This window comes from Vibrio gelatinilyticus (assembly GCF_022836845.1).
GTDB classification, from domain to species: Bacteria; Pseudomonadota; Gammaproteobacteria; order Enterobacterales; family Vibrionaceae; genus Vibrio; species Vibrio gelatinilyticus.
The window spans coordinates 54,064-75,880 of record NZ_JAJNNZ010000010.1 but is presented as its reverse complement, the minus strand read 5'-3'; the positions used below and the strand labels follow the sequence as shown (position 1 = coordinate 75,880).

Below are 21,817 nucleotides of genomic sequence, written 5' to 3'. Positions count from 1 at the left end.
AAAAAGGCCTAATACTCTTAATCTATTAAGAGTATTAGGCCTTTTTGTTTCAATCACGATTCACTTATCACCATACATTGGTAAATGCGCGTCTCTTCCTATACGTCCAAATCCCGATTATCAATGCTCACCGGCACTGATTTATTGATCAAATTTACCAACATGATTGAGCGTGCATCTCCATCAGCTTCTTTGAAAATGGCTTCAAAGCCAGCAAATTGCCCAGCCTTCACAGATACACTCTGTCCCGGCTCAAGTATTTCATGTCCATCACAAAGGCTTTGCGCGCTTTCAAGTTGTTTAAGCTCGTCAATGAGGGCGTCGCTTACAATCTGGGGTTGCGCTCCAAAACGGATAAAGTCCACCACCCCTCTTGTCGAGCGCAGTGTTGTAAAGCTCGGGCCTTGTTCGTAATCGAAGCGAACAAACATATAAGATGGAAACATGGGTTCACTGACAATTTGACGCTTGCCGCGTTTTATCTTTTCGATCTCTATCTGTGGGTAATAGCATTCAATTGCCTGATTTTCTAAATGAAGCTTAGCTCTGCTTTGCTCGCCCCTTTTGCAGTAGAGAAGGTACCAACGATTCATTAATTACTAACCTATTCCTTGTTTCGTACATTTTACCACTAACAGCACGCCCTTCAATATAGTCCAACGTCTTATCTAACTATTATTCCGGCACTTCTAGGATAGAGTAAAAATGGAAATTAAGATTGCAGCACGTTCTTTTCGTGTCATTTTGTAAAAAAGAACTTCACTTTCATGCGCTTAACCGTACTGTTTACAAAAAACCAACATAAACCACTGTTGCGGACTTAAATTCTGTTCTGTATACATTATGTCACATTAAATTCTTTGATAATAAAAATTAGTAATACTTATGAGAGAACAACATAACATTCTTGGTCACCCTCGCGGTCTATTCCTACTTTTTGGTACAGAGCTTTGGGAGCGATTCTCCTACTATGCAATGCGTGCCATTTTAGTTTTATTCCTTACGGATACCACGATTAATGGTGGTATGGGATGGACCACGAAACAAGCTCTTGATCTGTACGGCATCTACACCGGCCTCGTTTATATTACTCCTCTTATTGGTGGATGGATTGCAGACAACTACTTAGGCCAGCGTAAATCCATTATTCTTGGTGGTATACTCATGGCCACAGGTCAATTTACTCTGGCATTCCCTTCCGGAGCGATTGGTCTTGGTGGCGAAACAGCTTTTTACCTAGGTCTAGCGCTTCTGATCGCTGGTAATGGTATGTTCAAACCTAATATCTCTACCATGGTAGGCGATCTCTATAAAGAGGGTGACAACCGTCGTGATGGCGCCTTTACGATTTTCTATATGGGTATCAACCTTGGTGCTTTGTTGGCGGGTATTGTATCTGGCTCTGTGACTGGCTCTTACGGCTGGCGCGCTGGCTTCCTTGCCGCAGGCATCGGTATGGTGATCAGCCTTATCATGCAAGTAACGCTTGCCAAACCTTGGCTAGGTGATATCGGTACCGTTCCCGCGGCTGCTCGTGCTAAACAGCTCAATAACTCCAAGAACAAAGCGCCTCTTACCAAAGAAGAGATGGATCGCCTGAAAGTGATTCTCATCATGGGGCTGTTCGTGATTGTTTTCTGGGCAGGCTTTGAGCAAGCTGGCGGTTTGATGAACATCTATACTCAGCAATACACTGATCGTATGTTGGGTGACTTCGAAGTGCCTTCGGCCTGGTTCCAATCACTCAACCCATTTTTCATTATCGTTCTTGCACCTGTTCTTGCCGCATTTTGGGTAAAACTGGGGAAACGCGAACCGAACTCACCTGTTAAATTTGCACTTGCACTGTTTTTCTTAGCGCTTGGCTTCCTATGCATGGTTGGTGCTGTACTTGAGCAAGGCGGGGATGTGACGGTTAAGACCTCTATGCTTTGGCTTGTGGGTGCATTTTTCTTCCATACGCTAGGTGAGCTTTGCCTTTCACCAATCGGATTGTCTTTGGTGACCAAGCTGGCGCCGCTTCGCCTAGCTTCCTTGATGATGGGTGCATGGTTTGGCTTTAACGCTATCGCTAACTACGTGGCTGGCCTTGTCGGCTCTCATGTGGGTGAACTGGGCGCTATGTCGATTTTTAGCGGCATCGCCATTACAGCGACCATCAGTGGCGTACTTCTACTTCTATGCGCGAACACACTGGTTAAGTGGATGCACGGCGCAGAAATCAGCAACGCATCAAGCACTGATGAAAGTGACGAGAATCAGCAGGCGCAACTGGCTTAATTTGTGATAACACGACACTAATAGAAAGGGCGATCAGAAGATCGCCCTTTTTTATTTCTAGATACATTGTCAGTGCCGCATGACAAGTTGTGCCGTACTTATAACTTGCCTTTGATCAGTTCTGCCATCATCTCTATGTGCTGTTTGTCATCATTTAAACATTCGATATAACGAAACTCGTCACCACCCGCATCCAAAAAGCTTTCTTTACACTGCTCGGCTATTTCTTCAAGTGTCTCTAAACAATCAACCGAAAATGCCGGCGTCATAATATCCACTTTCTTGGTGCCATTGCTTGGCATTGCTTCTAGGGTTTTATCTGTATAAGGCGTTAACCACTCTTCTCGACCAAAGCGAGATTGATAACTCATACCTATTTGCTTAGAGCTCAATTGAAGCTCTTTGGCTAAAAGCTGTGTGGTTATCTCGCAATGTTTTGGGTAGACATCACCATTGTCAGCAAAGCGCTTTGGGATCCCGTGATAAGAACATAACAAGTATTCTCCTTGACCATGCTCTTGCCAGTAACGACGCACTTTTCCGGCCAGCGCTTTAATATACAGAGGGTGGCTGTGATAATCCGTAATAAAGCTAATCTCAGGTAACAATGGTGATGTTTTTAACTGCTTCGCAATGCCGTCAAACACAGCAGCGGTGGTTGTTGCTGAGTACTGCGGGTAGAGCGGCAGCACTACGATATGCTCAACGCCTTGCTCCATCAGTTTATCAATGCCAGTTTTTAGTGACGGTGAACCGTAGGTCATCCCCAGTTCGACTGGCACCTCGACCAAATGGTTTGCAAGCTGCTTTGCTTGACGTTGCGAATGCACCATCAATGGCGAGCCCTCTTCCATCCACACCATCTGATAGAGCTTGGCGACTTTGGGGACGCGGATCGGTAAAATAATTCCATGAAGCAAAGGACACCATAGCCAGCGCGTCATATCCACGACCCGATGGTCATGCAAAAACTCACTGAGAAATGCTTTCACTGCTTTGGGCGTCGCCGCGTCGGGTGTACCTAGATTAACAAGCAATACTCCCGCTTTCTTTTTGAGTCCCATCCGCTTCCTTTCAATGTTTTTAGAATTAGCTAATTATACCCAGTTCGCTAAGGTTTTGATCAATAAAAAAAACGACCGATAATGGTCGTTTTTTTAAGTCATTCACGCTTTTGGCAATTTTAAGCCAGCGCTTTCTCGATATCAGCGCTAACGTCAGCAACCAATTTAGTACCGTCAAACTTCAGGTACTTAGTTCGACCTGCGTCAGCTTCTTGACCATAGTATGAAATCAGTGGCGACGTTTGCTCATGGTAAACACCAAGGCGAGCACGTACCGTTTCTTCTTTGTCGTCATCACGGACCACAAGGTCTTCACCAGTGAGGTCGTCTTTACCTTCTACTTTTGGCGGGTTGTACGTTACATGGTAAGTACGACCTGAAGCGAGGTGAGCACGACGGCCAGCCATACGCTCAACGATCACGCTGTCAGCTACATCAAATTCAATCACGTAGTCGATTTCCACACCCATTTCTTTTAAGCCATCAGCCTGAGGGATCGTGCGAGGGAAACCATCCAGCAAAAAGCCTTTTTCACAATCACTTTGCGCAATACGTTCTTTAATTAGACCTAGAATGATTTCGTCAGAAACAAGCTGACCTGCATCGATTACCGCTTTTGCTTTGTTACCAAGTTCTGTTCCTGCTTTAATTGCAGCACGTAGCATGTCACCAGTAGAAATTTGAGGAATACCGTATTTTTCCATGATGAATTGAGCTTGTGTACCTTTACCAGCACCTGGAGCGCCTAAAAGAATGATGCGCATGTTTCGTCCTCTTATAGAAATAAAATTTTATACCGAAGTTCACTGCCTGCAGCGCAGAAACGTCAACTATACACGGTGAATTTCGGTATAAAGCAAATTGAAAAAATGAATGAATATTCAAGCGCAGCATTCTAACACAGATTTTTTCCTGTGGGCGTTCATTACGACTAAAGAATGTGCGACAAGAATATAAACAGTTCTAAAAAGGCGACTTTGTTAACGAAAAACGTCGAAAATCGCCAAAAAATCAGCTTAGCATTGCCAGGAAAGCGCCTCGCTCTCTTTTAGAATGAAAGAACGAGGCTGGTTTTGCAATGCAGGCAACCCAAATCTGCATCACCAAATTGGGTTATTAGACTTTAGACAAAAGCGTGTTAACTGCACCGACAAACTGAGACGGATCTTCCATAGCGCCACGCTCTGCGAGCATAGCTTGACCAAGAAGAACCTCGACCCAGCGACCAAATACCGCTTCGTCAGCTTCATCAGCCATACGCTTCACTAAAGGATGCTCTGGGTTGATTTCAAAGATGTACTTCACTTCTGGCGCTTCTTGCCCTGCTGCTGCAAGTAACTTCGCCATCTGGGTGCCCATTTCAAAATCGTCAGTAACGACAACCGCTGGTGTTGACGCGAGTTTAAAGGTTGTGCGGACTTCTTTAACACGCTCACCTAGATACGTTTTAGTGCGTTCAACAACCGACTTAAACTCTTCTTCGGTCTCTTTTTGCTTTTCTTTCTCCGCTTCGTCTTCAAACTTACTAAGATCCAAACCGGCTTTGGTAATCGACTGGAACTGCTTGCCATCAAACTCTGTTAAGTAGTTCATCAGCCACTCATCAATGCGATCATACATCAAGATAACTTCAATACCCTTCGCTCTAAATTGCTCTAGGTGTGGGCTGTTTTTCGCGGCCGCATAGCTGTCAGCCGTCAGGTAGTAAATCTTATCTTGCTCTTCTTTCATACGTTCAATGTACGATGCTAGGCCAACACTCTGCTCTGCCCCGTCATTTTCAGTTGAAGCAAAGCGCAGCAAACCAGCGACTTTTTCTTTGTTTGCCATGTCTTCAGCTGGGCCTTCTTTTAAGACCATGCCAAACTCTTTCCAGAAAGACAGATACTTTTCTTCATCGTTTTTAGCCATACGCTCAAGCATGGTCAGTACGCGCTTGGTACACGCATTGCGAAGAGACTGAGTGACCTTGTTGTCTTGTAAAATTTCACGAGAGACATTCAATGGCAAATCGTTTGAGTCAATTAAGCCGCGAATAAATCGCAAGTAAGAAGGCATAAACTGCTCAGCATCGTCCATGATAAATACGCGCTGGACATAAAGCTTTAGACCACTTTTATGATCGCGATTCATCATATCCCAAGGCGCTTTTGCGGGAATATACAGTAAGCTTGTGTAGTCGTTCTTACCTTCAACTCGGTTGTGACTCCAGGTCAGTGGATCCGAGAAGTCATGAGAGACATGCTTGTAGAACTCTTGATATTCTTCTTCAGAGATATCGGATTTGTTACGTGTCCAAAGCGCTTGTGCCTTGTTAATTTGCTCCCATTTACCCTGGTCGGTGTCCTTGCCTTCTTCATCTTTCTCATGAGTCCAGATAGATACCGGAATACCGATGTGATCGGAGTACTTACTGATCACATCGCGTAAACGCCACTCAGATAGAAACTCCTTACCGTCTTCACGCATGTGCAGCGTAATGTCAGTACCGCGAGTGTCTTTGCTGATGTCTTCTATGGTGTAGTCACCTTCGCCTGCAGAGTGCCACTGCACCGCTTGATCAGCGTTCAGGCCGGCGGCACGTGTACGTACCGTAACGGCATCAGCAACAATAAAGGCCGAGTAAAAGCCGACACCAAATTGGCCGATCAGCTGTGAGTCTTTTGATTGATCTTCTGAAAGTTTCGAGAAGAATTCTGCCGTGCCTGATTTCGCAATGGTACCCAGGTGTTCAACAACATCTTCACGCGACATGCCAATACCATTGTCAGAAATGGTTAGCGTGTTGTTGTCAGCATCAATAGACAGCTTTACGCCGAGATCAGCATCACCTTGATATAGGTCTGGATTTGAAAGAGCCTGGAACCTCAGCTTATCGGAAGCATCAGAGGCGTTAGATATCAGCTCTCTTAAAAAGATCTCTTTATTGGAATACAGAGAGTGAATCATTAAATGAAGCAGTTGCTTTACTTCAGATTGAAAACCACGAGTTTCTTTGTTTTTTGTTTCAGCTGAGCTCATGTTAACTCCATCACATTTTTTCTATTGCGCACCGACTTTTGATTAACAGTCGATACTTCTATGATTGTTCAGAGAATAAATGAGGCTAAGGATTGTAAATTCAAGGTCAAAAGAAATAAAAATGCTGTTTTTTTGATTTGTTTTGATTATCCTTGTGCCACTAACTATAAAAGATTCTAAATCGCTATAATTAACAACCAAACTATTTGGTGTTCCGATACTAATTTTCATCGCACCGCGACATTAAAAAGAAGAATACAATGAGTAACATAGGCACTAAGTTTATACTCGCACAACGGTATATCTTTGATCCAAACAATAATTCATTAGTTGATCAAAACAGCAATGATGACGTTGTTCGCTTGGGTAGTAACGAAAGTCGAATCCTTTTATTGCTGTCAGAACGACCGAACGAAGTTGTCACTCGTAATGAGCTCCATGAGTTCGTGTGGCGAGATCAAGGCTTTGAAGTTGATGACTCCAGTCTGACTCAAGCTATCTCAACGCTCCGTAAGATGCTAAAAGATTCGACAAAATCCCCACAGTTTGTCAAAACTGTGCCTAAACGTGGTTATCAGATGATCGCCTCTGTAGAACGTTCAGCACCTTTGGCATCCAGTGAGCCTGCGCCAACTGAGAGCACAACTGAGGCGATAAGTGAAAATGCCACTGAGGCTCAAGTTTCAGCTAACCTAACGTCCCCAGCCCCTAAAGCTCAACCGTATGCTTGGGCTATTTTGGCTGTTGCGCTGTTGCTACCTATTCTGGTTCTTCTGTTTACTAACCCTGCCCAATCAACGTTTCGTAGTTTGAGCATGGTTGAAACGGTCAAAATTGTCACACCCGAGAGTCACCCTGATGTTTCAGCATGGCTACCTAAAATTGAACAATGCGTAGTAAAATATCTTGAAACCCACGACGCCGACCGTTCTCCCGTTGAAGTGATCGTGACTGGCGACCAAAGCGAACAAATCGCACTTAACTTTATTCATAGCGTCGAATTCACCAGTGAAAACCTCACAATGAGAATTTTTACCGAGCAATCCGATCTTAGTAAAGTGTGCGAGTAGAGGTAACACAATGAAAATGAAATATGCTTCGGTGATGTTAGCTTTGTCTGTGGCCCTGAGTGCCTGGCTCTATTGGGGGAGCGATCTCAAGCTTGAACAGGTTTTGACATCTAAAGAGTGGCAGTCTAACGCCGTGGCCGTGATTGCTGCGCGAGATTATCCAGATACCGATATCGGCCCCCTTAGTCGTATGGAAATGTCAGCGAATGTGAAGTATCTGCCTAACGGTACCTACATCCGCGTATCAATGATGAAGCTGTTTGGCCGAGATCCTAATACTCATACTCTGATCAACGTTTCCGAAGCAGGAACTTGGACGATCAGTGACAACTACCTACTGATTTCGCCCCGAGAATTTAAAGATGTCTCGACAGCTCAGAGCGACGACTTTACTAGAGAGCAATTGGCAATGATCAAGCAGTTCCTAAAAATGGAAGCGCAGCAAAGCCGTCGTATCGACATTGTTAACGAGAAAACGATATTGCTAACCAGCCTTAATCAAGGCTCATCGATACTGTTTTCCAATTAGCTGGTTTAGTTTCAAAAATTATAAGGATTAGGGAACGTAATGTTCCCTTTTTAATGCTCAATGGATTGGATTCTCGGTATCGCGCTATTTTTAGGCTCAACTCTAGCCAATACGTTAGCTGCGTTGTCTGGCGGTGGAGCCGGGCTACTGCAGTTCCCCTTACTGCTTTTTTTAGACCTTCCTTTTGGCGTTGCACTGGCGACACACAAAGTCGCCAGTGTGGCTCTTGGGCTTGGCGCTGCGCTCACTCATATTCGTCGAGGCTCATTGGAGCTAAAATTAGCGCTTTACCTTATTGTTGCCGGTAGCCTCGGTGTGGTTATTGGGGCAAACCTCATATTGTTGCTCCCTGACGCAATTGCAGAGAAAATGCTTGGTGTCATGATACTCGCTCTCGGGCTTTACTCACGCTTTAAAAAAGATCTAGGTTTGCAACCTGAGCTGAAAAACCGAAACTTTACCGGCCTACTGCTTGGTGGTTTTGGATTAGCCTTCATTGGCATCATTAATGGCTCTCTAACAGCGGGATCAGGATTGCTGGTGACCTTATTTCTCGTTCGTTGGTTTGGATACAGCTACAAGCAGTCAGTCGCGTTGACCTTGGTCTGTGTCGGCCTTTTTTGGAACGGAATTGGTGGCATTGCGGTGGTGCTGGCCGGTGCACCAGTCTACTGGCCTTGGTTACCCATACTGCTACTTGGCTCATTGATTGGTGGAGCGCTCGGTGCTTCATTGAGTCAAAAGTCCAGTAATCGTATGGTGAAGATAGCCTTTGAGCTTCTCACCTTTGCCGCGGGTCTTAAACTATTGCTTTAATGGAGGCATTATGGACAAAGCAATCATAGACATATATTACTGCCGACAATGCAACTGGATGCTACGAGCCAGTTGGCTTACACAAGAGTTACTTCATACCTTTAGCGAAGAAATCCAAAACGTCTCCTTGCACCCCGATACCGGTGGGCGATTTGAGATTAAATGCAATGGTATAAGGATTTGGGAAAGGAAAGAAGACAACGGTTTTCCCGAAGCAAAGGTACTCAAGCAACGCGTTCGCGACCTGATTGATCCAGAGAGAGATTTGGGGCATGTTGACCGCTAACTAATGCATCGTCATAAAACGTCACTGCTATAAAACATAGACATAAAAAAACCAGAGCCTAAGCTCTGGTATTTATTAGTAACAGTGGCTAATTGGTGCTTAGCGCTTAACCCAGTAAGCTCAGTGCCGCGTTTGGCGCTTGTTTGGCTTGTGCCAGAATAGAGCTTGATGCTTGAGAAAGAATTTGGTTCTTTGTCATCGCCGTGGTCTCTTTTGCAAAGTCGGTATCTGCAATACGACTCTTCGACGCATTAACATTTTCGTTAATGTTGTCTAAGTTACTAATTGCATGGCTAAAGCGGTTTTGGAAAGCACCTAGCTCTGCACGGTGGCTATCTACGTATTTCAAAGCAGAGTCCAAAACAGCGACAGATTCTTGTGCACCACCCACAGACGTTACGTCAAGCTTGTTGACCGTAACTTCTTTGCCTGCTTGCATACCAAGCTCACCCGCTAGGCTGCCAGAGAACGACACTTCGCCATCAACGTTGTTGTTGCCAGCAAACACTTGAAGTTGGCCGTCTTCATTAACAGAAGCACGTACAAGATCCGTTTGACCATTGATGTAAGTCGCCAGTTGCTCAATATCGTCGCCTTCTTTAGCGTTAATCGTTAGCTCTTGCGCCTCACCAAACTTGTCCGTAAGAGAAATAGCTAACTGATTTGAGTCGGCTGATACTGCCCAATCTTTATCTTTCGCATTTTCTGCCTGGTAGCTCATGCCACCCATTTGCACGTTGTCAGAGCGCATATCACGCAGACCAAGCATCACAGCTTCACCATTATCGGCACCGATTTGGAACGATTGGCTACCGAAAGTGCCGTTGAGTAGTCGATTACCACCAAACGATGTTGTTTCTGCGATACGGTTTAATTCGTTATTCAGTGCCGTCACTTCTTCTTGAATTGCAACACGGTCTGATTTTGAGTTTGAACCGTTTGAAGATTGTAGTGACAAGTCACGCATACGTTGCAGGATGTTGGTGGTTTCGTTCATTGCGCCTTCAGCTGTCTGCGCAATAGAAATACCATCGTTGGCGTTACGAACCGCTACATCTAGACCACGGCTTTGTACGTTCAAACGGTTCGAGATCTGAAGACCTGCCGCGTCATCTTTCGCACTGTTGATTTTTGAGCCTGATGCCAAACGTTCCATTGAGGTTGCTTGTGCCTGGCTTGCGCTGTTTAGGTAACGCTGAGCGGTCATTGCTGATACGTTAGTATTTACGTTTACTGCCATGTTAATTCTCCAATTGATTTTCCGGTGGTGCGGCTTCCGACGTCTCGGAAAACCAAGTAGTTCTCTCAAAGTTACTCTCTTTATCGTTCGGACTTTCGAATACTTGAGGCTTTTTTATGAAGAAAAGATAAAAAAAAGACGAAAAAGGATACTTTGTGATCGGCGGTCTAAAACTGAAAGTTTTTCAAAATAAACACTAAAGTTTTCGTCAAGGAAGCCAAGCTCGTTAACTTTTAAGAAGGGTCAGTGCCAGATTGGGGGTTTGTTTTGCTTGCGCTAGGATTGAAGTACTAACCTGTTGTAATATTTGCTGTTTGATCATCTTCGTGGTTTCTTTGGCATAATCCGCATCTTGGATCCTACCTTTGGATGCACTCAAATTTTCTTCCATATTACTCAGGTTATTGATGGTGTGACCTAATCGGTTTTGATAGGCCCCGAGCTCAGCCCGATGGCTATCTACATACTTTAAAGCTTCATCAATGACAGATACTGACAACTGCGCTCCACCAATATTTTCGATAGATAACGCATTAACATTAATACGCCCAGCAGTCTTTAAGCCAAGCTCATCACTGAAGCTTCCAGAGAACGACAGTTCAGAGATCGCATCCGTCGCACCAGCAAACATTTGCAACTGACCATACTCGTTAACAGACGCTGAAATCTCGTCATTGTGTCCATTGATGTAGGTCGCTACCTGCTCGATATCATCTCCGAGTTTAAGATGAAAAGACACTGTTTGCTCCTCACCAGAGCCATCAATATAGCTCACATTGAAATCTTTGTTGTCAGCATTCACTCGCCACGCATCACCCGCGCCACGCTCAGTTTGGTAAACCACACCGCCCATCGCTATTTGATCGCTGCGCATGCTGTTCAGGTTAACCTGAATCGCTTCTCCACTTCCGGCACCTACCTGAAATGAACTGGTCCCAAATTGTCCATTCAACAGTTTCCTGCCTGCAAATGATGTGGTTTCTGCGATCCTGTTTAACTCGTCATTCAGCGCAGAGAACTCCTCTTGCAGCGCCTGTCTGTCACTGATTGAGTTTGAGCCATTACTCGACTGCAATGAAAGGTCACGCATACGCTGTAGTAACTGCGTTGTTTCCTGCATTGCACCTTCAGCGGTCTGCAATATAGAAATGCCGTCATTGGCGTTTCGCTGAGCGACACCCAAACCTCGAATCTGGCTTTCCAGCCGATTGGATATTTGCAGCCCCGCGGCGTCATCTTTGGCACTGTTAATACGTCGACCAGATGACAAGCGCTCCATCGACTGCTCAAGGGCGTGTGTTGCTGCCCCTAAGCTTCGCTGCGCGCTCATTGCGCTGATATTGGTATTAACGGTAATGGCCATAGTCGCTTCGAAATAGTCTTTAGTATTACTAGTATCGACAGCTTGCGGATTTTCTTAAAAAAAAAGCTAACGTTGTCGTTAGCTTTATTTCTTTATGAGTGCTTCATTAAATAAGACTTAATCTTGCCAGCATGTCCTTTGATGGTGCAAAGAAGTAGGCTCCGGTAACCGCTTTAGTAAAGCGTAACAATTGATCGGTTTTGCCGTCGGTAACGCCATACATGCTCTCAAGCATCGCATCAAAATTATGTACGGTGTGGCAATAGGCAATGAATAACAGCCCATGAGTGCCGCTGACACTGCCATAAGGTAGGCTATGACGAACAATTTTAAGTCCCTTGCCCTGCTCTTTAATATCCACTCGGCCAACGTGAGATGCTGCAGGTACATCGTCCAGCTCAATAGAATCTGGTTTCGTTCTGCCAACGATTTTTTCCTGCGCGGCCACACTAATACGATTCCACGCTGGCATATCATGCTCAAATCGCTGCACCATCACGTAGCTTCCACCAATGTGTTCACCATCCGCAACTAGAGCAACCTCTTGACGTTGCTCCCCTTTCGGATTTTCAGTTCCGTCCACAAAGTCGGTCAAATCTCGCGAGTCCATAAAGCGAAACCCTTGAGTTTCATCAACAACCGTCACATAGTCAGCAACAGACTGCATCAACTTTCTAAGGAGAAAGAAATGCAGATCAGGGCGAGTTGAATGGCAATGGATCAAAATATCGACATCAGTTGAAGGTGCGGTAATATCACCCTCTCCTAGTGCTGGAAAAGGTTTTAGTTCTGCAGGCATAGTTTGCGATAACGTAGCCCAAAATTGATGGGAAAATGCGATAGATACCGTCATGTTGGCACCGGGCTGCGTTTCATTGAGCTCGTCAACCAAAGATGGCAGTGCCTGAATCGAAGATAAAACCTCAGCCGAATTGCGGTTAACTTTCAATTGAGTATACAGTGCAAACAGACCGGCTTCTGGAACGATTGCACTTTGTGGTAATGGCATAAATTATCCTCTAACTTACAGCGATCACGGCCTTTTTTCGGCGATATAACGCTTATCGATTTAAGTTTTATTTTTTTGCGTTGCTAAACAATCTAGCACATAACGACTATTGACTAAATAAATACAAAACCACGCTAACAGAACAAGTGTAAGCGCGTTTGTCCACGAAAACTGCCAATATTGCTGCTTCACTATATACAGCGTGTGAGCAATCTGCCCCAGTATGACAAACAGGGTAACCGTTCTAAAATGCTTCACCACTTTATCCAATAGAGAATATTCTGGTTTTCTCAATCCTATCAACCACATAGAGACCACAATCGGCAACCCCATCCCTAGGCCAATATACAGCATTTGATGATCGGGGTAGACCCATTGCAAAATGTTACTTCCTTCCTGACGGCTCGCGCCAGCGACAACAAAAACTACCCATGCTCTTGTAAGAAAAAACCATCCTAACCAAAGAAGAACAGGCGTTTTTAAATAGCCATGTTGGTTATATTGTTCAAAACCGTAACGCATGGTGACCTCTAAGTTAAAACCACTTTATTGCATATGGTGTCAAAAAATTGCTTTCTCAAGTCACGTGGGGCTTATCGTTCTAATTACATCGTTTTCGACATCTGCTATTCTGAACAAAAATACTTATATGACGATTTTAATGAAAAAAGCACCCGTACAAGCTTCTCAAGAGACTCAACAAGAAGCGATGAAAATAGCCAAAGCAACACAGAAGCCAGGCCAAACTAAAGAGCAAACTCGACTGATCGCACAAGGTATTGAAAAGGGTATTGCGATCTATAAAAAACAACAAAAAGAACGAAATCGTCAAGCTGATAAGGCCCGTAAAAAGCAACAAAAGAGCAAACAAAAAGAAGCACTGAGCCAAACGGAAGACAATGTGCTTAATGTTGAAGATAATAAAACCAAGAGCTCTCTTTCCTTACCATGGGCACTTCTCATATTGAGCTGGCTCGCTTTCGCGGCTTACGTTTTTTTTCACCTAGGGGCGAATAGATGAACAGATGGCTTGTCACAATGGGACTACTATTTAGCGTCGTTGGTTGCAGTTCACCGCAAGTTCAGCTTAATCCAGATGCCAAACAAGTAGAGCTCAAATTAAGCAATCACATCGATAGTTCACAATGCCACTGGAAAGGCGAGGTTACGGGAACAGAGGGACATTGGTATTCGTCTTTGTTTTACAATAACGATGCGATGACTCAAGGTGCGATATTTGACATCAAAAACAATGCAGCGCTGTTGGGTGCTGATACCGTATATTTGCTTTCGCCACTTGACTTTCAAACGTCAGTAACTTTTTTTGGTAGTGCTTATCAATGCAAACTAAAAAGCCAGATGTAACTCATCTGGCTTTTCGCAAATCGCACATTATTTTGACACAGGTTACGCTGTAAAGCCCAACGTAGACTCGATAACACATCGACGCTCTACAACCCATTGGCTATCGAACGGCCCCCAGTCAGACAGCTGGTAATACCCATCATTATGTCTTCGCCCATCTTGAACAAACATGAGCTCAATCCCTATACCTGGCAGCGCTTTTAATACATCTTGAATAGTACGGCGCGGCCACCCCGTTTTTTCGATGAGTTTAGGCACATTCGGTCTATCTAAGCTCTCAACGAGCAAGGCTAAATAGAGACGACGTGCAAAAACAGGACTCAGTTCCATTGACACCTCCTATTTATGTGCTTTTCCATTATTGTCTTTTTACACATATCAGTTTTGCGCTTGATCAACTTCTGACGAATCCTTTGCAATGAACATGGTTTTTTTTGTAAATAAATGACCAATTAGTGATCACCCAGTTGAGCGTGATTAGGTTGAAACTGCCATCTTATTGCGACATAGAAACGCATTACTGACATTACAAATAGATTTTAACCAACTGTTTTTTAACCAGTAAGTAGGTTTTCGTAAAATATTCGGTACAACCAATTATCCAAACAGTTCTCAGCTAAAACTGGCAGCTTCAAGGAGAGCACATAGGCTTTATATAATGAGTTATCAAAGGAGGGTATTGTGACTAAGTACCATTCTAAACCCGTTAATCATGAAGGGATTGTCAATTGGAGCGAAGAAGAGCATTCAATATGGTATGAATTGATCACGCGCCAACAAACTATCATCTCTTCCCGTGCTTGCACAGCCTATCTAGAGGGATTAGCCCTGCTCAACCTTCCCTGCTCTAGGGTTCCACAACTGCCCGAAATCAACGCTGTATTGCAAAAAGAAACCGGGTGGCGGGTGGAGCCGGTTAACGCGCTGATCAGTTTTGACCGCTTTTTTGATTTACTGGCCGACAAACGCTTTCCTGTCGCAACTTTTTTGCGCAGTCGCGAGGAGTTTGACTACTTGCAAGAGCCTGACTTTTTCCATGAGGTTTTTGGCCATTGCGCCATGCTTACCAACCCTGACTTTGCTCATTTCACGCATGTTTATGGTCGACTAGGTCAGTTAGCAAGTGCCGAACAACGCAGTTATCTCGCGCGACTGTATTGGTTTACTGTTGAATTTGGGCTAGTGCGCGAAAACGCAAAGATTAAAATTTATGGTGGGGGCATATTGTCTTCACCAGGAGAAACTCTCTATGTTTTAAACAGTGATAGACCTGTCAAACATCCTTTCGATATTCAACGCGTGTTAAGAACGCCATACCGAATTGATATAATGCAACCGGTGTACTATATAGTCGATGATATCAGTGAGCTGTATCGTATCAGTGAACGTGGGTTGTTGCAGCAGATCGACCTTGCCATGCAATCACAGCTCCTTGCTCCCTTATTCAGCCCAAAGGAATCCTCAGATGCTAAATGAACTGCGTTGCGAAGCCTGCGCCTCTGATGCCCAAGCGTTATCAAATGAAGAGTGCAAACCGTTACTAGCTGAGCTCGACAATTGGACAATTATTGAACGCGGTGGTATTGCCCAACTCGAAAAAGTGTACTTGTTCAAAAACTATAAACAAGCCTGGACCTTTGCCAATCAAGTGTCTCAAATCGCAGAACAACAATTCCACCACCCGGCCATTTTACTAGAGTGGGGAAGAGTCACCGTCACATGGTGGAGTCACTCGATAAAAGGATTGCATAACAATGATTTTATCTGCGCTGCCAAATGCGATACTGCATCTGCCGATAAGTCTTCACTCTGATTCAGGGCACTTTGGGGCCAACAGATAGTCGTGCCATTCGACTGGATAGCTATTGCAGTACAATCGGTTATGCCTGTATGCTTTGAAAACGATTGGCACACTACAGATTTTCAACATGATCAGATTATATGGTTTAAGTCCATCAACTTGTGACACCGTTAAAAAGGCAAAAAAGTGGCTTGACAGTAAAGAGATAGCGTTTGAAATCCACGATTACCGCAAAGCAGGCATCGATGACGCCATGCTTCGCCGCTTTTGCGATGCTCTAGATTGGGAGCAGGTTATCAACAAGCGTGGTACCACTTACCGTAAATTACCTCAGGAACAAAAAGATACACTCACTAAAGAAACTGCCATTGCGCTTATGCTAGAGCAACCTGCAATGATAAAGCGCCCGATACTGGATATTGACGGCGCGTTGTACATTGGCTTTAAAGCTGAACAGTACAGCACGATTTTTCAGTCATAACCCCATTTGATTAATAAGGACCCCCAAGGATGACAGACAGCCCTGTGTTGGCACTTGCTAAAGATCTTATCAGCCGACAATCCGTCACGCCAGAAGACGCCGACTGCCAGAAAGTGATGATAGAGCGCCTTGAAAAGTTAGGCTTCACGATTGAAGTCATGGTATTTGAAGATACCACTAACTTTTGGGCACGACGCGGCACAACAGCCCCTCTGTTTGCTTTTGCAGGCCACACCGATGTAGTTCCTGCTGGTAATTTAGAACACTGGCACACCCCCCCTTTTGAACCCACTATCATTGATGGTCACTTACATGGCCGCGGCGCTGCCGATATGAAAGGTTCGCTTGCCTGTATGGTCGTCGCTGTCGAGCGCTTTGTTGCTGAACACCCTGACCATACCGGCTCTATCGCCTTTTTAATCACTTCCGATGAAGAGGGCCCTTTCATTAACGGTACGACACGTGTCGTCGATACCTTAATGACCCGCAATGAGATTATCGATATGTGTATCGTCGGTGAGCCCTCAAGTACACTCCATGTCGGTGATGTGGTGAAAAATGGTCGCCGCGGCTCCATTACCGGCGATCTTATCGTTAAAGGCACGCAGGGGCATGTTGCTTATCCGCACCTTGCCAATAACCCGGTACATCAGGCATTACCTGCTTTAGCTGAGTTGGCTTCAACCAAGTGGGATGAGGGTAACCAGTATTTCCCACCCACCAGCTTCCAGATCCCAAACTTGCATTCAGGAACAGGAGCCACCAATGTGATTCCAGGTGAGTTCAACGTTCAGTTTAACTTCCGCTTTAGTACCGAGTTGACCGACGTAGAAATTAAACGCCGAGTTCACTCGACTTTAGATATGCATGGATTGGACTATTCTCTGAACTGGACTCTCAGTGGCCACCCATTCTTAACCGATGAAGGTGACCTGCTACGTGCTGTTGTTAAGGCAGTTGATGAAGTTAACCACTGTAAGCCTGAACTACTGACCACCGGCGGGACTTCCGACGGCCGTTTTATCGCCCGCATGGGCACGCAAGTAGTGGAGTTAGGACCAGTTAATGCCACCATCCACAAAGTCAATGAGTGTGTCAGTGTCGCGGATCTAGAAAAGCTCACAGATATGTATCAACACACACTGAATAACCTTTTGGGTAAGTAATCGTGATCACAGAGCAGGTAACCGGGCGAGACAACACCGGACTGGTTGAACTTGAAATCGGCACAAAGTCATTTCTCGTACATAATGATGTCCGTCAGGATTTGTCTGCTCTGGCTCACGCTGCTCATCTCGCTGGGTTTCACTTATTTGTCGCCAGTGGTTATCGAAGCTTTGAGCAGCAACTCAACATCTGGAACGGTAAGATGCTTGGTCAGCGTATTGTTTTAGATGATCAAAGCCAGCGACTCGATATCAATATCCTCTCCGAGGAGGAGCGAGTCCTTGCTATCTTGAAATGGTCTGCTCTACCCGGGGCAAGTCGCCACCACTGGGGCACCGATTTTGATGTTTACGCCGGTAATCTTCTGCCCCAAGATACGTCGCTGAAACTGGAGCCATGGGAATACCTTAGTGGTCACCAAGAAAAATTTTATCAATGGCTTAAAGAAAATGTTGGCCGTTATGGTTTTTTCTTCCCTTATACCGAAAATGGCAGTGGGGTAGCCTTTGAGCCTTGGCACATTAGTCACAAAGCCTGCGCAACACAACACCTAAACGATCTAACTCTACACACCCTCACCGACCTAATAGAACAATCATCAATTTTGGGACGAGAGGCTGTATTGTCAAAGTTAGAATATATCTACAATACTTACATTAATACTGCTGCAACGAGGGGGTAAAGTATGGAATGGCTACTAAACCCGTGGGTCATTATTATTGTGGTTGTCGCTGTGGTTGTCGGCAATATTGCCGCTCTCAAATACACCGCAAATATAAAAATGACTCATATGTCGAAACATCAAAAGTCCCAAAACGATCTCGATAAGCTAAATGAACTGGATAAACATCGACACGGAGATGACGGCGAAAAGTAGTTGTTGTCCCCACAAAAAAACCCATTAGCAAGCTAATGGGTTTTTATTAAGACGAGCAGTGTTAGTCTTTCTTAATCATCGTGGCAATAAGTGGCTCAAGTGAGCGCAGTAACGCTTCTGTCACTGGCTTGCCATCTTTGTCAGTTACGTTAATCGAAGTACGGTTTCCAAGATCACCAAACAAGAATGTGTAGCTACCCGAATCCATATCGACAGGTTTCACACCTACATCTATCCAGAAGTCATCACCTGGAGCTGCGTATTTGGCTTTTACAGTACCTTGAGACTGGCTGCGCTCTTCAATGGTGAATCCCATCTTCGGTAACAATGTCGGTACTTCTTGCCACATAGCTGAGTACGGCGTTCTTGCAATGATTACTGGTAAGCCACTGCGGTCAGTACCCATACTAATAGGAACAGACTTCACTAACTCTTGCGCCTTTTTCGCTGCTTCTTCGCGCAAGTCATAATCGTAACGAGCAGTAATCAAATTGGTCATCAAGGTATTGTAGCGTTCTTTGTTGGTGCGAGACACTGGCTTCAAGGTTGTCCCTTCTCGCCAATCAATCAAGTTCATCTTGAAGCCATAACGATTATTAGCTTCAAATCGAGTTAGCTCGTAACGGCTACCAATTTCCGCATCCTCATCTTCAGATACCCATGACACCCAGTCGGTCTCGATGCGATCTTCAGACTCTTCCAATGCTTTAACATCGATCTCAGCCAACATTTTCTTCGCCGTTTCCCACACTTTATCCGCTTCGCTGTCCTGCAGCAGCCACAGTGTTACCTCTGGACCTTGTCGGTCGACTCGGGCACCGGGAATTAGCTCTAAAACTTGCTGTGGAGGTCGAATGTCAACCTCTCGCCCTATCCCCCCTTTAAAATCACCTTTCGGGATTTCGTAGTTAGGATAAAACTGTGGTATCGCCCCTTCAGGCAGTTTCCACTCACGTAACTCCGGAGCGTCTAAATAATTAAAGTCATCCTTTGCCTCTCGACGAGTGCTTGGATCACTAGAACATGCGGCTAATACAATAACAGCTAGTGATGTAACGGCTAGCTGACGAGACAATTTCATCGAGACTCCCTTAATCGAGGCGAAGCAATGCCGCCTCGGATTTCAAATTAATAAATACACGCTTCTGTCATCGCTTTTGCGACGATAGGTTTTGCTTGTTCAGACAGCTCCGTCAAAGGCAAGCGGATAATGCCGTTCTCAATGAGGCCCATTTTGCACGCTGCCCATTTCACAGGAATTGGGCTCGATTCAACAAACAGGTTTTTGTGCAATGGCATCAATCTCTCGTTGATAATATTGGCTTCTTCAAACTTACCATCTAGGGCCAACTGCATCATTTTTGCCATATCGGCAGCGGCAATGTTATTGGTCACCGATATCACACCTTGGCCACCAAGCTTAACAAAATCAAGCCCTGTAGAATCATCACCACTTAGTAAGATAAAATCTTCGCCACAAAGTTCACGATGACGTTGCACTCGATCAAGATCACCGGTCGCATCTTTCAGTGCAACAATATTGTCCAGAGCTGACAATCTAGCCACGGTTTCTGGTAATAGGTCGACTCCAGTGCGCCCTGGTACGTTGTACAGAATCTGCGGAATATCGGTCTCTTCAGAAATGGCTTTATAGTGCTGGTACAAACCTTCTTGGGTTGGTTTATTGTAATACGGTGTCACGCTGAGGCAGCCCGCTATCCCAACGTTACTTAGCAAACGACTGAACGTGACAGCTTCGTGAGTAGCATTAGCACCTGTACCAGCAATTACGGGAATACGTCCGTTCGCAAACTCAACAGTCTTTGCAACAACTTTTACATGTTCTTCTACAGTTAGCGTTGCTGACTCACCAGTGGTTCCTACAGCAACGATACCATCTGTACCTGCTTCAACATGGTAGTCGACGAGTTTCTTTAAACTCGCATAATCCACCTCTCCATCAAGAGTAAATGGGGTTATTAATGCAACAATACTTCCTGAAAACATGATGATCTCCCTAAATTTGATACTACTTGCATGGTACTTTAATGGCATTGATAAACACAAGAGATTAAAAGCAGATACAAGTAAGAAGTGAATGAAATAATTTCAGATGTTAGACGTTAAACATGCTTAAAATGCGCTTTTATCTAAAATAGGGTGTCAGCACCTCGTCAATTGTCCGGTTCCGCCCTACTTTGCGCGCTAATTGTCAACGTAACCTATCAACAAATTTACGTGATATTGCTTCAGCTGTGCTACCATAACATCAAACAGGGAGCATGAAGTTACGCTATGAACCAGCATTTAGTGATCACCGCCATTGGTACCGATCGTCCAGGAATATGCAATGAAGTCATTCACTTGGTCGCCCAAGCGGGTTGTAATATTCTCGACAGTCGCATTGCGATATTTGGCAATGAATTTACGCTTCTGATGCTTGTATCAGGAAATACTAGTCATATCACACGGGTTGAAACGACCCTACCATTGTTGGGTCAAGAACATGACCTTATTACCATGATGAAGCGAACGTCAACACACGAGCCATTATCAAATCGCTATACCGTTGAAGTTTTTGTAGAGTCAGAAGACCGCATTGGCCTTACCGAGAAATTTACTCAGTTTTTTGCCGACAGGGACATTGGACTGTCCGCCTTAAGTGCACAAACCGTACTCAAAGACAAAGTACATACTGATAAAGACCAATTTCATATTGCTCTCACTGCATCTGTTGAAAGCGAGTGTAATCTCATGCAACTGCAAGAAGAGTTTAATGCACTATGCCAATCCTTATCTGTCAATGGTTCTCTTAATTTCATTAATAGCCACTCTTAACCATTAGGTTCTTTTTTTGTAGAATCTCAATGTACCAGTCGCCAAACAGGCAACCCAATGTAGGTTGCCGCGAGTACAGTCACGCTCAATATAAAGGAAATCAACATGAACACATTAACGGCGGGAACCCCGGCCCCTAAATTCTCGCTACTTGATCAAGATGGCAACACAGTAACACTGCAAGACTTTGCGGGTAAAAAAGTACTATTCTATTTTTACCCTAAAGCGATGACACCAGGGTGCACTGTACAGGCTCAAGGGCTTAGAGACATTAAAGCAGAATTAGATAACCACAATGTTGTTGTATTGGGCGTTAGCATCGATCCTGTAAAACGTCTTGGTAAGTTTATTGAAAGAGATTCGCTCAATTTCACTTTATTGTCTGATGAAGATCACGCAGCAGCAGACCAATTCGGAGTATGGGGTGAGAAAAAATTTATGGGTAAAATCTATGATGGCTTACACCGTATTAGCTTTTTAATCAACGAAGAAGGTGTGATTGAGCACGTGTTTGACAAATTTAAAACAAAAACGCACCACGAAGTCGTTCTTGACTACTTGAATACTAAAAGCTAATTACGTTCGATAGTAAAAAGCCTCGCGTTGCGAG

26 protein-coding genes are annotated in these 21,817 nt (G+C 44.6%); 15 read left to right on the top strand and 11 right to left on the bottom strand.

From position 1 onward, the window contains the following. Positions 1-98 precede the first annotated feature (98 nt). Entirely contained in the window at positions 99-593 is a 495-nt protein-coding gene (gene rfaH / locus LNL84_RS13160) for a transcription/translation regulatory transformer protein RfaH (protein ID WP_244358028.1), read from the bottom strand. Between the two features lie 292 nt (positions 594-885). Between rfaH and LNL84_RS13155 the strand changes: the two genes are divergently transcribed. Next, the gene (locus LNL84_RS13155; protein ID WP_244358027.1) at positions 886-2,280 is read left to right on the top strand and encodes a peptide MFS transporter; all 1,395 of its coding nucleotides are present in this window, start codon (positions 886-888) and stop codon (positions 2,278-2,280) included. A gap of 98 nt (positions 2,281-2,378) precedes the next feature. Here the strand turns inward: LNL84_RS13155 and hemH are convergent, their stop codons facing one another. From hemH to htpG, 3 genes are all read right to left on the bottom strand, one after another. After that, positions 2,379-3,344, bottom strand: a complete 966-nt coding sequence (gene hemH / locus LNL84_RS13150) for a ferrochelatase (protein WP_244358026.1) — start codon at positions 3,342-3,344, stop codon at positions 2,379-2,381. A 119-nt stretch (positions 3,345-3,463) separates the two neighbouring features. Next, positions 3,464-4,108: an adenylate kinase gene (adk, locus tag LNL84_RS13145; protein WP_244358025.1), complete on the bottom strand. Its 645-nt coding sequence runs from the start codon at positions 4,106-4,108 to the stop codon at positions 3,464-3,466. A gap of 352 nt (positions 4,109-4,460) precedes the next feature. Next, positions 4,461-6,365 carry a molecular chaperone HtpG gene (gene htpG / locus LNL84_RS13140; protein ID WP_244358024.1) on the bottom strand — a complete coding sequence of 635 codons (1,905 nt, stop codon included), beginning with the start codon at positions 6,363-6,365 and terminating at the stop codon, positions 4,461-4,463. Between the two features lie 260 nt (positions 6,366-6,625). Between htpG and LNL84_RS13135 the strand changes: the two genes are divergently transcribed. The 4 genes from LNL84_RS13135 to LNL84_RS13120 are packed head-to-tail and all read left to right on the top strand — an operon-like array spanning position 6,626 to position 9,066. Further along, positions 6,626-7,435 carry a winged helix-turn-helix domain-containing protein gene (locus LNL84_RS13135; RefSeq protein ID WP_244358023.1) on the top strand — a complete coding sequence of 270 codons (810 nt, stop codon included), beginning with the start codon at positions 6,626-6,628 and terminating at the stop codon, positions 7,433-7,435. A 10-nt stretch (positions 7,436-7,445) separates the two neighbouring features. Next, positions 7,446-7,964: a regulatory protein ToxS gene (locus LNL84_RS13130; RefSeq protein ID WP_244358022.1), complete on the top strand. Its 519-nt coding sequence runs from the start codon at positions 7,446-7,448 to the stop codon at positions 7,962-7,964. A 60-nt stretch (positions 7,965-8,024) separates the two neighbouring features. Then, a complete protein-coding gene (locus tag LNL84_RS13125) occupies positions 8,025-8,780 on the top strand; it encodes a sulfite exporter TauE/SafE family protein (protein ID WP_244358021.1) in 756 nt (251 codons plus the stop codon). Between the two features lie 10 nt (positions 8,781-8,790). Then, positions 8,791-9,066 (top strand): Rdx family protein, encoded by a 276-nt coding sequence (locus tag LNL84_RS13120; protein WP_244358020.1) that lies wholly within the window; start codon positions 8,791-8,793, stop codon positions 9,064-9,066. 106 nt (positions 9,067-9,172) lie between these two features. Here LNL84_RS13120 and LNL84_RS13115 read toward each other — a convergent pair whose 3' ends face one another. The 4 genes from LNL84_RS13115 to LNL84_RS13100 form a co-directional block, all read right to left on the bottom strand. Continuing rightward, on the bottom strand, positions 9,173-10,306 hold the full coding sequence (locus LNL84_RS13115; protein ID WP_244358019.1) for a flagellin: 1,134 nt from the start codon (positions 10,304-10,306) through the stop codon (positions 9,173-9,175). Positions 10,307-10,532: 226 nt separating this feature from the next. Further along, entirely contained in the window at positions 10,533-11,669 is a 1,137-nt protein-coding gene (locus tag LNL84_RS13110) for a flagellin (protein ID WP_244358018.1), read from the bottom strand. A gap of 106 nt (positions 11,670-11,775) precedes the next feature. Then, entirely contained in the window at positions 11,776-12,678 is a 903-nt protein-coding gene (locus LNL84_RS13105) for a Dyp-type peroxidase (RefSeq protein ID WP_244358017.1), read from the bottom strand. A 60-nt stretch (positions 12,679-12,738) separates the two neighbouring features. Further along, the gene (locus LNL84_RS13100) at positions 12,739-13,200 is read right to left on the bottom strand and encodes a DUF2919 domain-containing protein (protein WP_244358016.1); all 462 of its coding nucleotides are present in this window, start codon (positions 13,198-13,200) and stop codon (positions 12,739-12,741) included. A gap of 139 nt (positions 13,201-13,339) precedes the next feature. Between LNL84_RS13100 and LNL84_RS13095 the strand changes: the two genes are divergently transcribed. Both LNL84_RS13095 and LNL84_RS13090 read left to right on the top strand, forming a co-directional pair. Further along, positions 13,340-13,699 (top strand): DUF2956 domain-containing protein, encoded by a 360-nt coding sequence (locus LNL84_RS13095; RefSeq protein WP_244358015.1) that lies wholly within the window; start codon positions 13,340-13,342, stop codon positions 13,697-13,699. After that, positions 13,696-14,043 carry a DUF4156 domain-containing protein gene (locus LNL84_RS13090; protein ID WP_244358014.1) on the top strand — a complete coding sequence of 116 codons (348 nt, stop codon included), beginning with the start codon at positions 13,696-13,698 and terminating at the stop codon, positions 14,041-14,043. Before LNL84_RS13095 ends, LNL84_RS13090 begins: the two co-directional genes overlap by 4 nt. A gap of 42 nt (positions 14,044-14,085) precedes the next feature. Here the strand turns inward: LNL84_RS13090 and LNL84_RS13085 are convergent, their stop codons facing one another. Next, on the bottom strand, positions 14,086-14,373 hold the full coding sequence (locus tag LNL84_RS13085; protein WP_244358013.1) for a winged helix-turn-helix domain-containing protein: 288 nt from the start codon (positions 14,371-14,373) through the stop codon (positions 14,086-14,088). Between the two features lie 351 nt (positions 14,374-14,724). On the opposite strand from LNL84_RS13085, the gene phhA reads away from it, so the two are divergent. From phhA to LNL84_RS13055, 6 genes are all read left to right on the top strand, one after another. Further along, positions 14,725-15,519, top strand: a complete 795-nt coding sequence (phhA, locus tag LNL84_RS13080) for a phenylalanine 4-monooxygenase (RefSeq protein ID WP_244358012.1) — start codon at positions 14,725-14,727, stop codon at positions 15,517-15,519. Next, on the top strand, positions 15,509-15,856 hold the full coding sequence (locus LNL84_RS13075; protein ID WP_244358011.1) for a 4a-hydroxytetrahydrobiopterin dehydratase: 348 nt from the start codon (positions 15,509-15,511) through the stop codon (positions 15,854-15,856). The genes phhA and LNL84_RS13075 overlap by 11 nt, the downstream gene beginning before the upstream one ends. 115 nt (positions 15,857-15,971) lie before the next feature. Further along, entirely contained in the window at positions 15,972-16,325 is a 354-nt protein-coding gene (locus LNL84_RS13070) for an ArsC family reductase (RefSeq protein ID WP_244358010.1), read from the top strand. 29 nt (positions 16,326-16,354) lie between these two features. Then, a complete protein-coding gene (gene dapE, locus LNL84_RS13065) occupies positions 16,355-17,491 on the top strand; it encodes a succinyl-diaminopimelate desuccinylase (protein WP_244358009.1) in 1,137 nt (378 codons plus the stop codon). Positions 17,492-17,493: 2 nt separating this feature from the next. Next, positions 17,494-18,174, top strand: coding sequence for a M15 family metallopeptidase (locus tag LNL84_RS13060; protein ID WP_244358008.1), 681 nt, complete (start codon positions 17,494-17,496; stop codon positions 18,172-18,174). A 3-nt stretch (positions 18,175-18,177) separates the two neighbouring features. Beyond that, entirely contained in the window at positions 18,178-18,369 is a 192-nt protein-coding gene (locus LNL84_RS13055) for a DUF2897 family protein (RefSeq protein WP_244358007.1), read from the top strand. Between the two features lie 61 nt (positions 18,370-18,430). Here LNL84_RS13055 and bamC read toward each other — a convergent pair whose 3' ends face one another. Both bamC and dapA read right to left on the bottom strand, forming a co-directional pair. Continuing rightward, entirely contained in the window at positions 18,431-19,450 is a 1,020-nt protein-coding gene (gene bamC, locus LNL84_RS13050; protein WP_244358006.1) for an outer membrane protein assembly factor BamC, read from the bottom strand. A 47-nt stretch (positions 19,451-19,497) separates the two neighbouring features. Beyond that, positions 19,498-20,376: a 4-hydroxy-tetrahydrodipicolinate synthase gene (gene dapA, locus LNL84_RS13045; protein ID WP_244358005.1), complete on the bottom strand. Its 879-nt coding sequence runs from the start codon at positions 20,374-20,376 to the stop codon at positions 19,498-19,500. Positions 20,377-20,664: 288 nt separating this feature from the next. Here dapA and LNL84_RS13040 point away from each other — a divergent pair, with 288 nt between their 5' ends. Both LNL84_RS13040 and bcp read left to right on the top strand, forming a co-directional pair. Further along, positions 20,665-21,207 carry a glycine cleavage system transcriptional repressor gene (locus tag LNL84_RS13040; RefSeq protein WP_244358004.1) on the top strand — a complete coding sequence of 181 codons (543 nt, stop codon included), beginning with the start codon at positions 20,665-20,667 and terminating at the stop codon, positions 21,205-21,207. A gap of 105 nt (positions 21,208-21,312) precedes the next feature. Beyond that, on the top strand, positions 21,313-21,783 hold the full coding sequence (gene bcp, locus LNL84_RS13035; protein ID WP_244358003.1) for a thioredoxin-dependent thiol peroxidase: 471 nt from the start codon (positions 21,313-21,315) through the stop codon (positions 21,781-21,783). Positions 21,784-21,817: the final 34 nt, after the last annotated feature.

Bases quoted from the DNA above. Each gene is read 5' to 3' on its own strand.
- rfaH (WP_244358028.1), bottom strand. From the start codon at position 593: ATGAATCGTTGGTACCTTCTCTACTGCAAAAGGGGCGAGCAAAGCAGA.
- LNL84_RS13155 (WP_244358027.1), top strand. From the start codon at position 886: ATGAGAGAACAACATAACATTCTTGGTCACCCTCGCGGTCTATTCCTA.
- hemH (WP_244358026.1), bottom strand. From the start codon at position 3,344: ATGGGACTCAAAAAGAAAGCGGGAGTATTGCTTGTTAATCTAGGTACA.
- adk (WP_244358025.1), bottom strand. From the start codon at position 4,108: ATGCGCATCATTCTTTTAGGCGCTCCAGGTGCTGGTAAAGGTACACAA.
- htpG (WP_244358024.1), bottom strand. From the start codon at position 6,365: ATGAGCTCAGCTGAAACAAAAAACAAAGAAACTCGTGGTTTTCAATCT.
- LNL84_RS13135 (WP_244358023.1), top strand. From the start codon at position 6,626: ATGAGTAACATAGGCACTAAGTTTATACTCGCACAACGGTATATCTTT.
- LNL84_RS13130 (WP_244358022.1), top strand. From the start codon at position 7,446: ATGAAAATGAAATATGCTTCGGTGATGTTAGCTTTGTCTGTGGCCCTG.
- LNL84_RS13125 (WP_244358021.1), top strand. From the start codon at position 8,025: ATGGATTGGATTCTCGGTATCGCGCTATTTTTAGGCTCAACTCTAGCC.
- LNL84_RS13120 (WP_244358020.1), top strand. From the start codon at position 8,791: ATGGACAAAGCAATCATAGACATATATTACTGCCGACAATGCAACTGG.
- LNL84_RS13115 (WP_244358019.1), bottom strand. From the start codon at position 10,306: ATGGCAGTAAACGTAAATACTAACGTATCAGCAATGACCGCTCAGCGT.
- LNL84_RS13110 (WP_244358018.1), bottom strand. From the start codon at position 11,669: ATGGCCATTACCGTTAATACCAATATCAGCGCAATGAGCGCGCAGCGA.
- LNL84_RS13105 (WP_244358017.1), bottom strand. From the start codon at position 12,678: ATGCCATTACCACAAAGTGCAATCGTTCCAGAAGCCGGTCTGTTTGCA.
- LNL84_RS13100 (WP_244358016.1), bottom strand. From the start codon at position 13,200: ATGCGTTACGGTTTTGAACAATATAACCAACATGGCTATTTAAAAACG.
- LNL84_RS13095 (WP_244358015.1), top strand. From the start codon at position 13,340: ATGAAAAAAGCACCCGTACAAGCTTCTCAAGAGACTCAACAAGAAGCG.
- LNL84_RS13090 (WP_244358014.1), top strand. From the start codon at position 13,696: ATGAACAGATGGCTTGTCACAATGGGACTACTATTTAGCGTCGTTGGT.
- LNL84_RS13085 (WP_244358013.1), bottom strand. From the start codon at position 14,373: ATGGAACTGAGTCCTGTTTTTGCACGTCGTCTCTATTTAGCCTTGCTC.
- LNL84_RS13075 (WP_244358011.1), top strand. From the start codon at position 15,509: ATGCTAAATGAACTGCGTTGCGAAGCCTGCGCCTCTGATGCCCAAGCG.
- LNL84_RS13070 (WP_244358010.1), top strand. From the start codon at position 15,972: ATGATCAGATTATATGGTTTAAGTCCATCAACTTGTGACACCGTTAAA.
- dapE (WP_244358009.1), top strand. From the start codon at position 16,355: ATGACAGACAGCCCTGTGTTGGCACTTGCTAAAGATCTTATCAGCCGA.
- LNL84_RS13055 (WP_244358007.1), top strand. From the start codon at position 18,178: ATGGAATGGCTACTAAACCCGTGGGTCATTATTATTGTGGTTGTCGCT.
- bamC (WP_244358006.1), bottom strand. From the start codon at position 19,450: ATGAAATTGTCTCGTCAGCTAGCCGTTACATCACTAGCTGTTATTGTA.
- dapA (WP_244358005.1), bottom strand. From the start codon at position 20,376: ATGTTTTCAGGAAGTATTGTTGCATTAATAACCCCATTTACTCTTGAT.
- LNL84_RS13040 (WP_244358004.1), top strand. From the start codon at position 20,665: ATGAACCAGCATTTAGTGATCACCGCCATTGGTACCGATCGTCCAGGA.
- bcp (WP_244358003.1), top strand. From the start codon at position 21,313: ATGAACACATTAACGGCGGGAACCCCGGCCCCTAAATTCTCGCTACTT.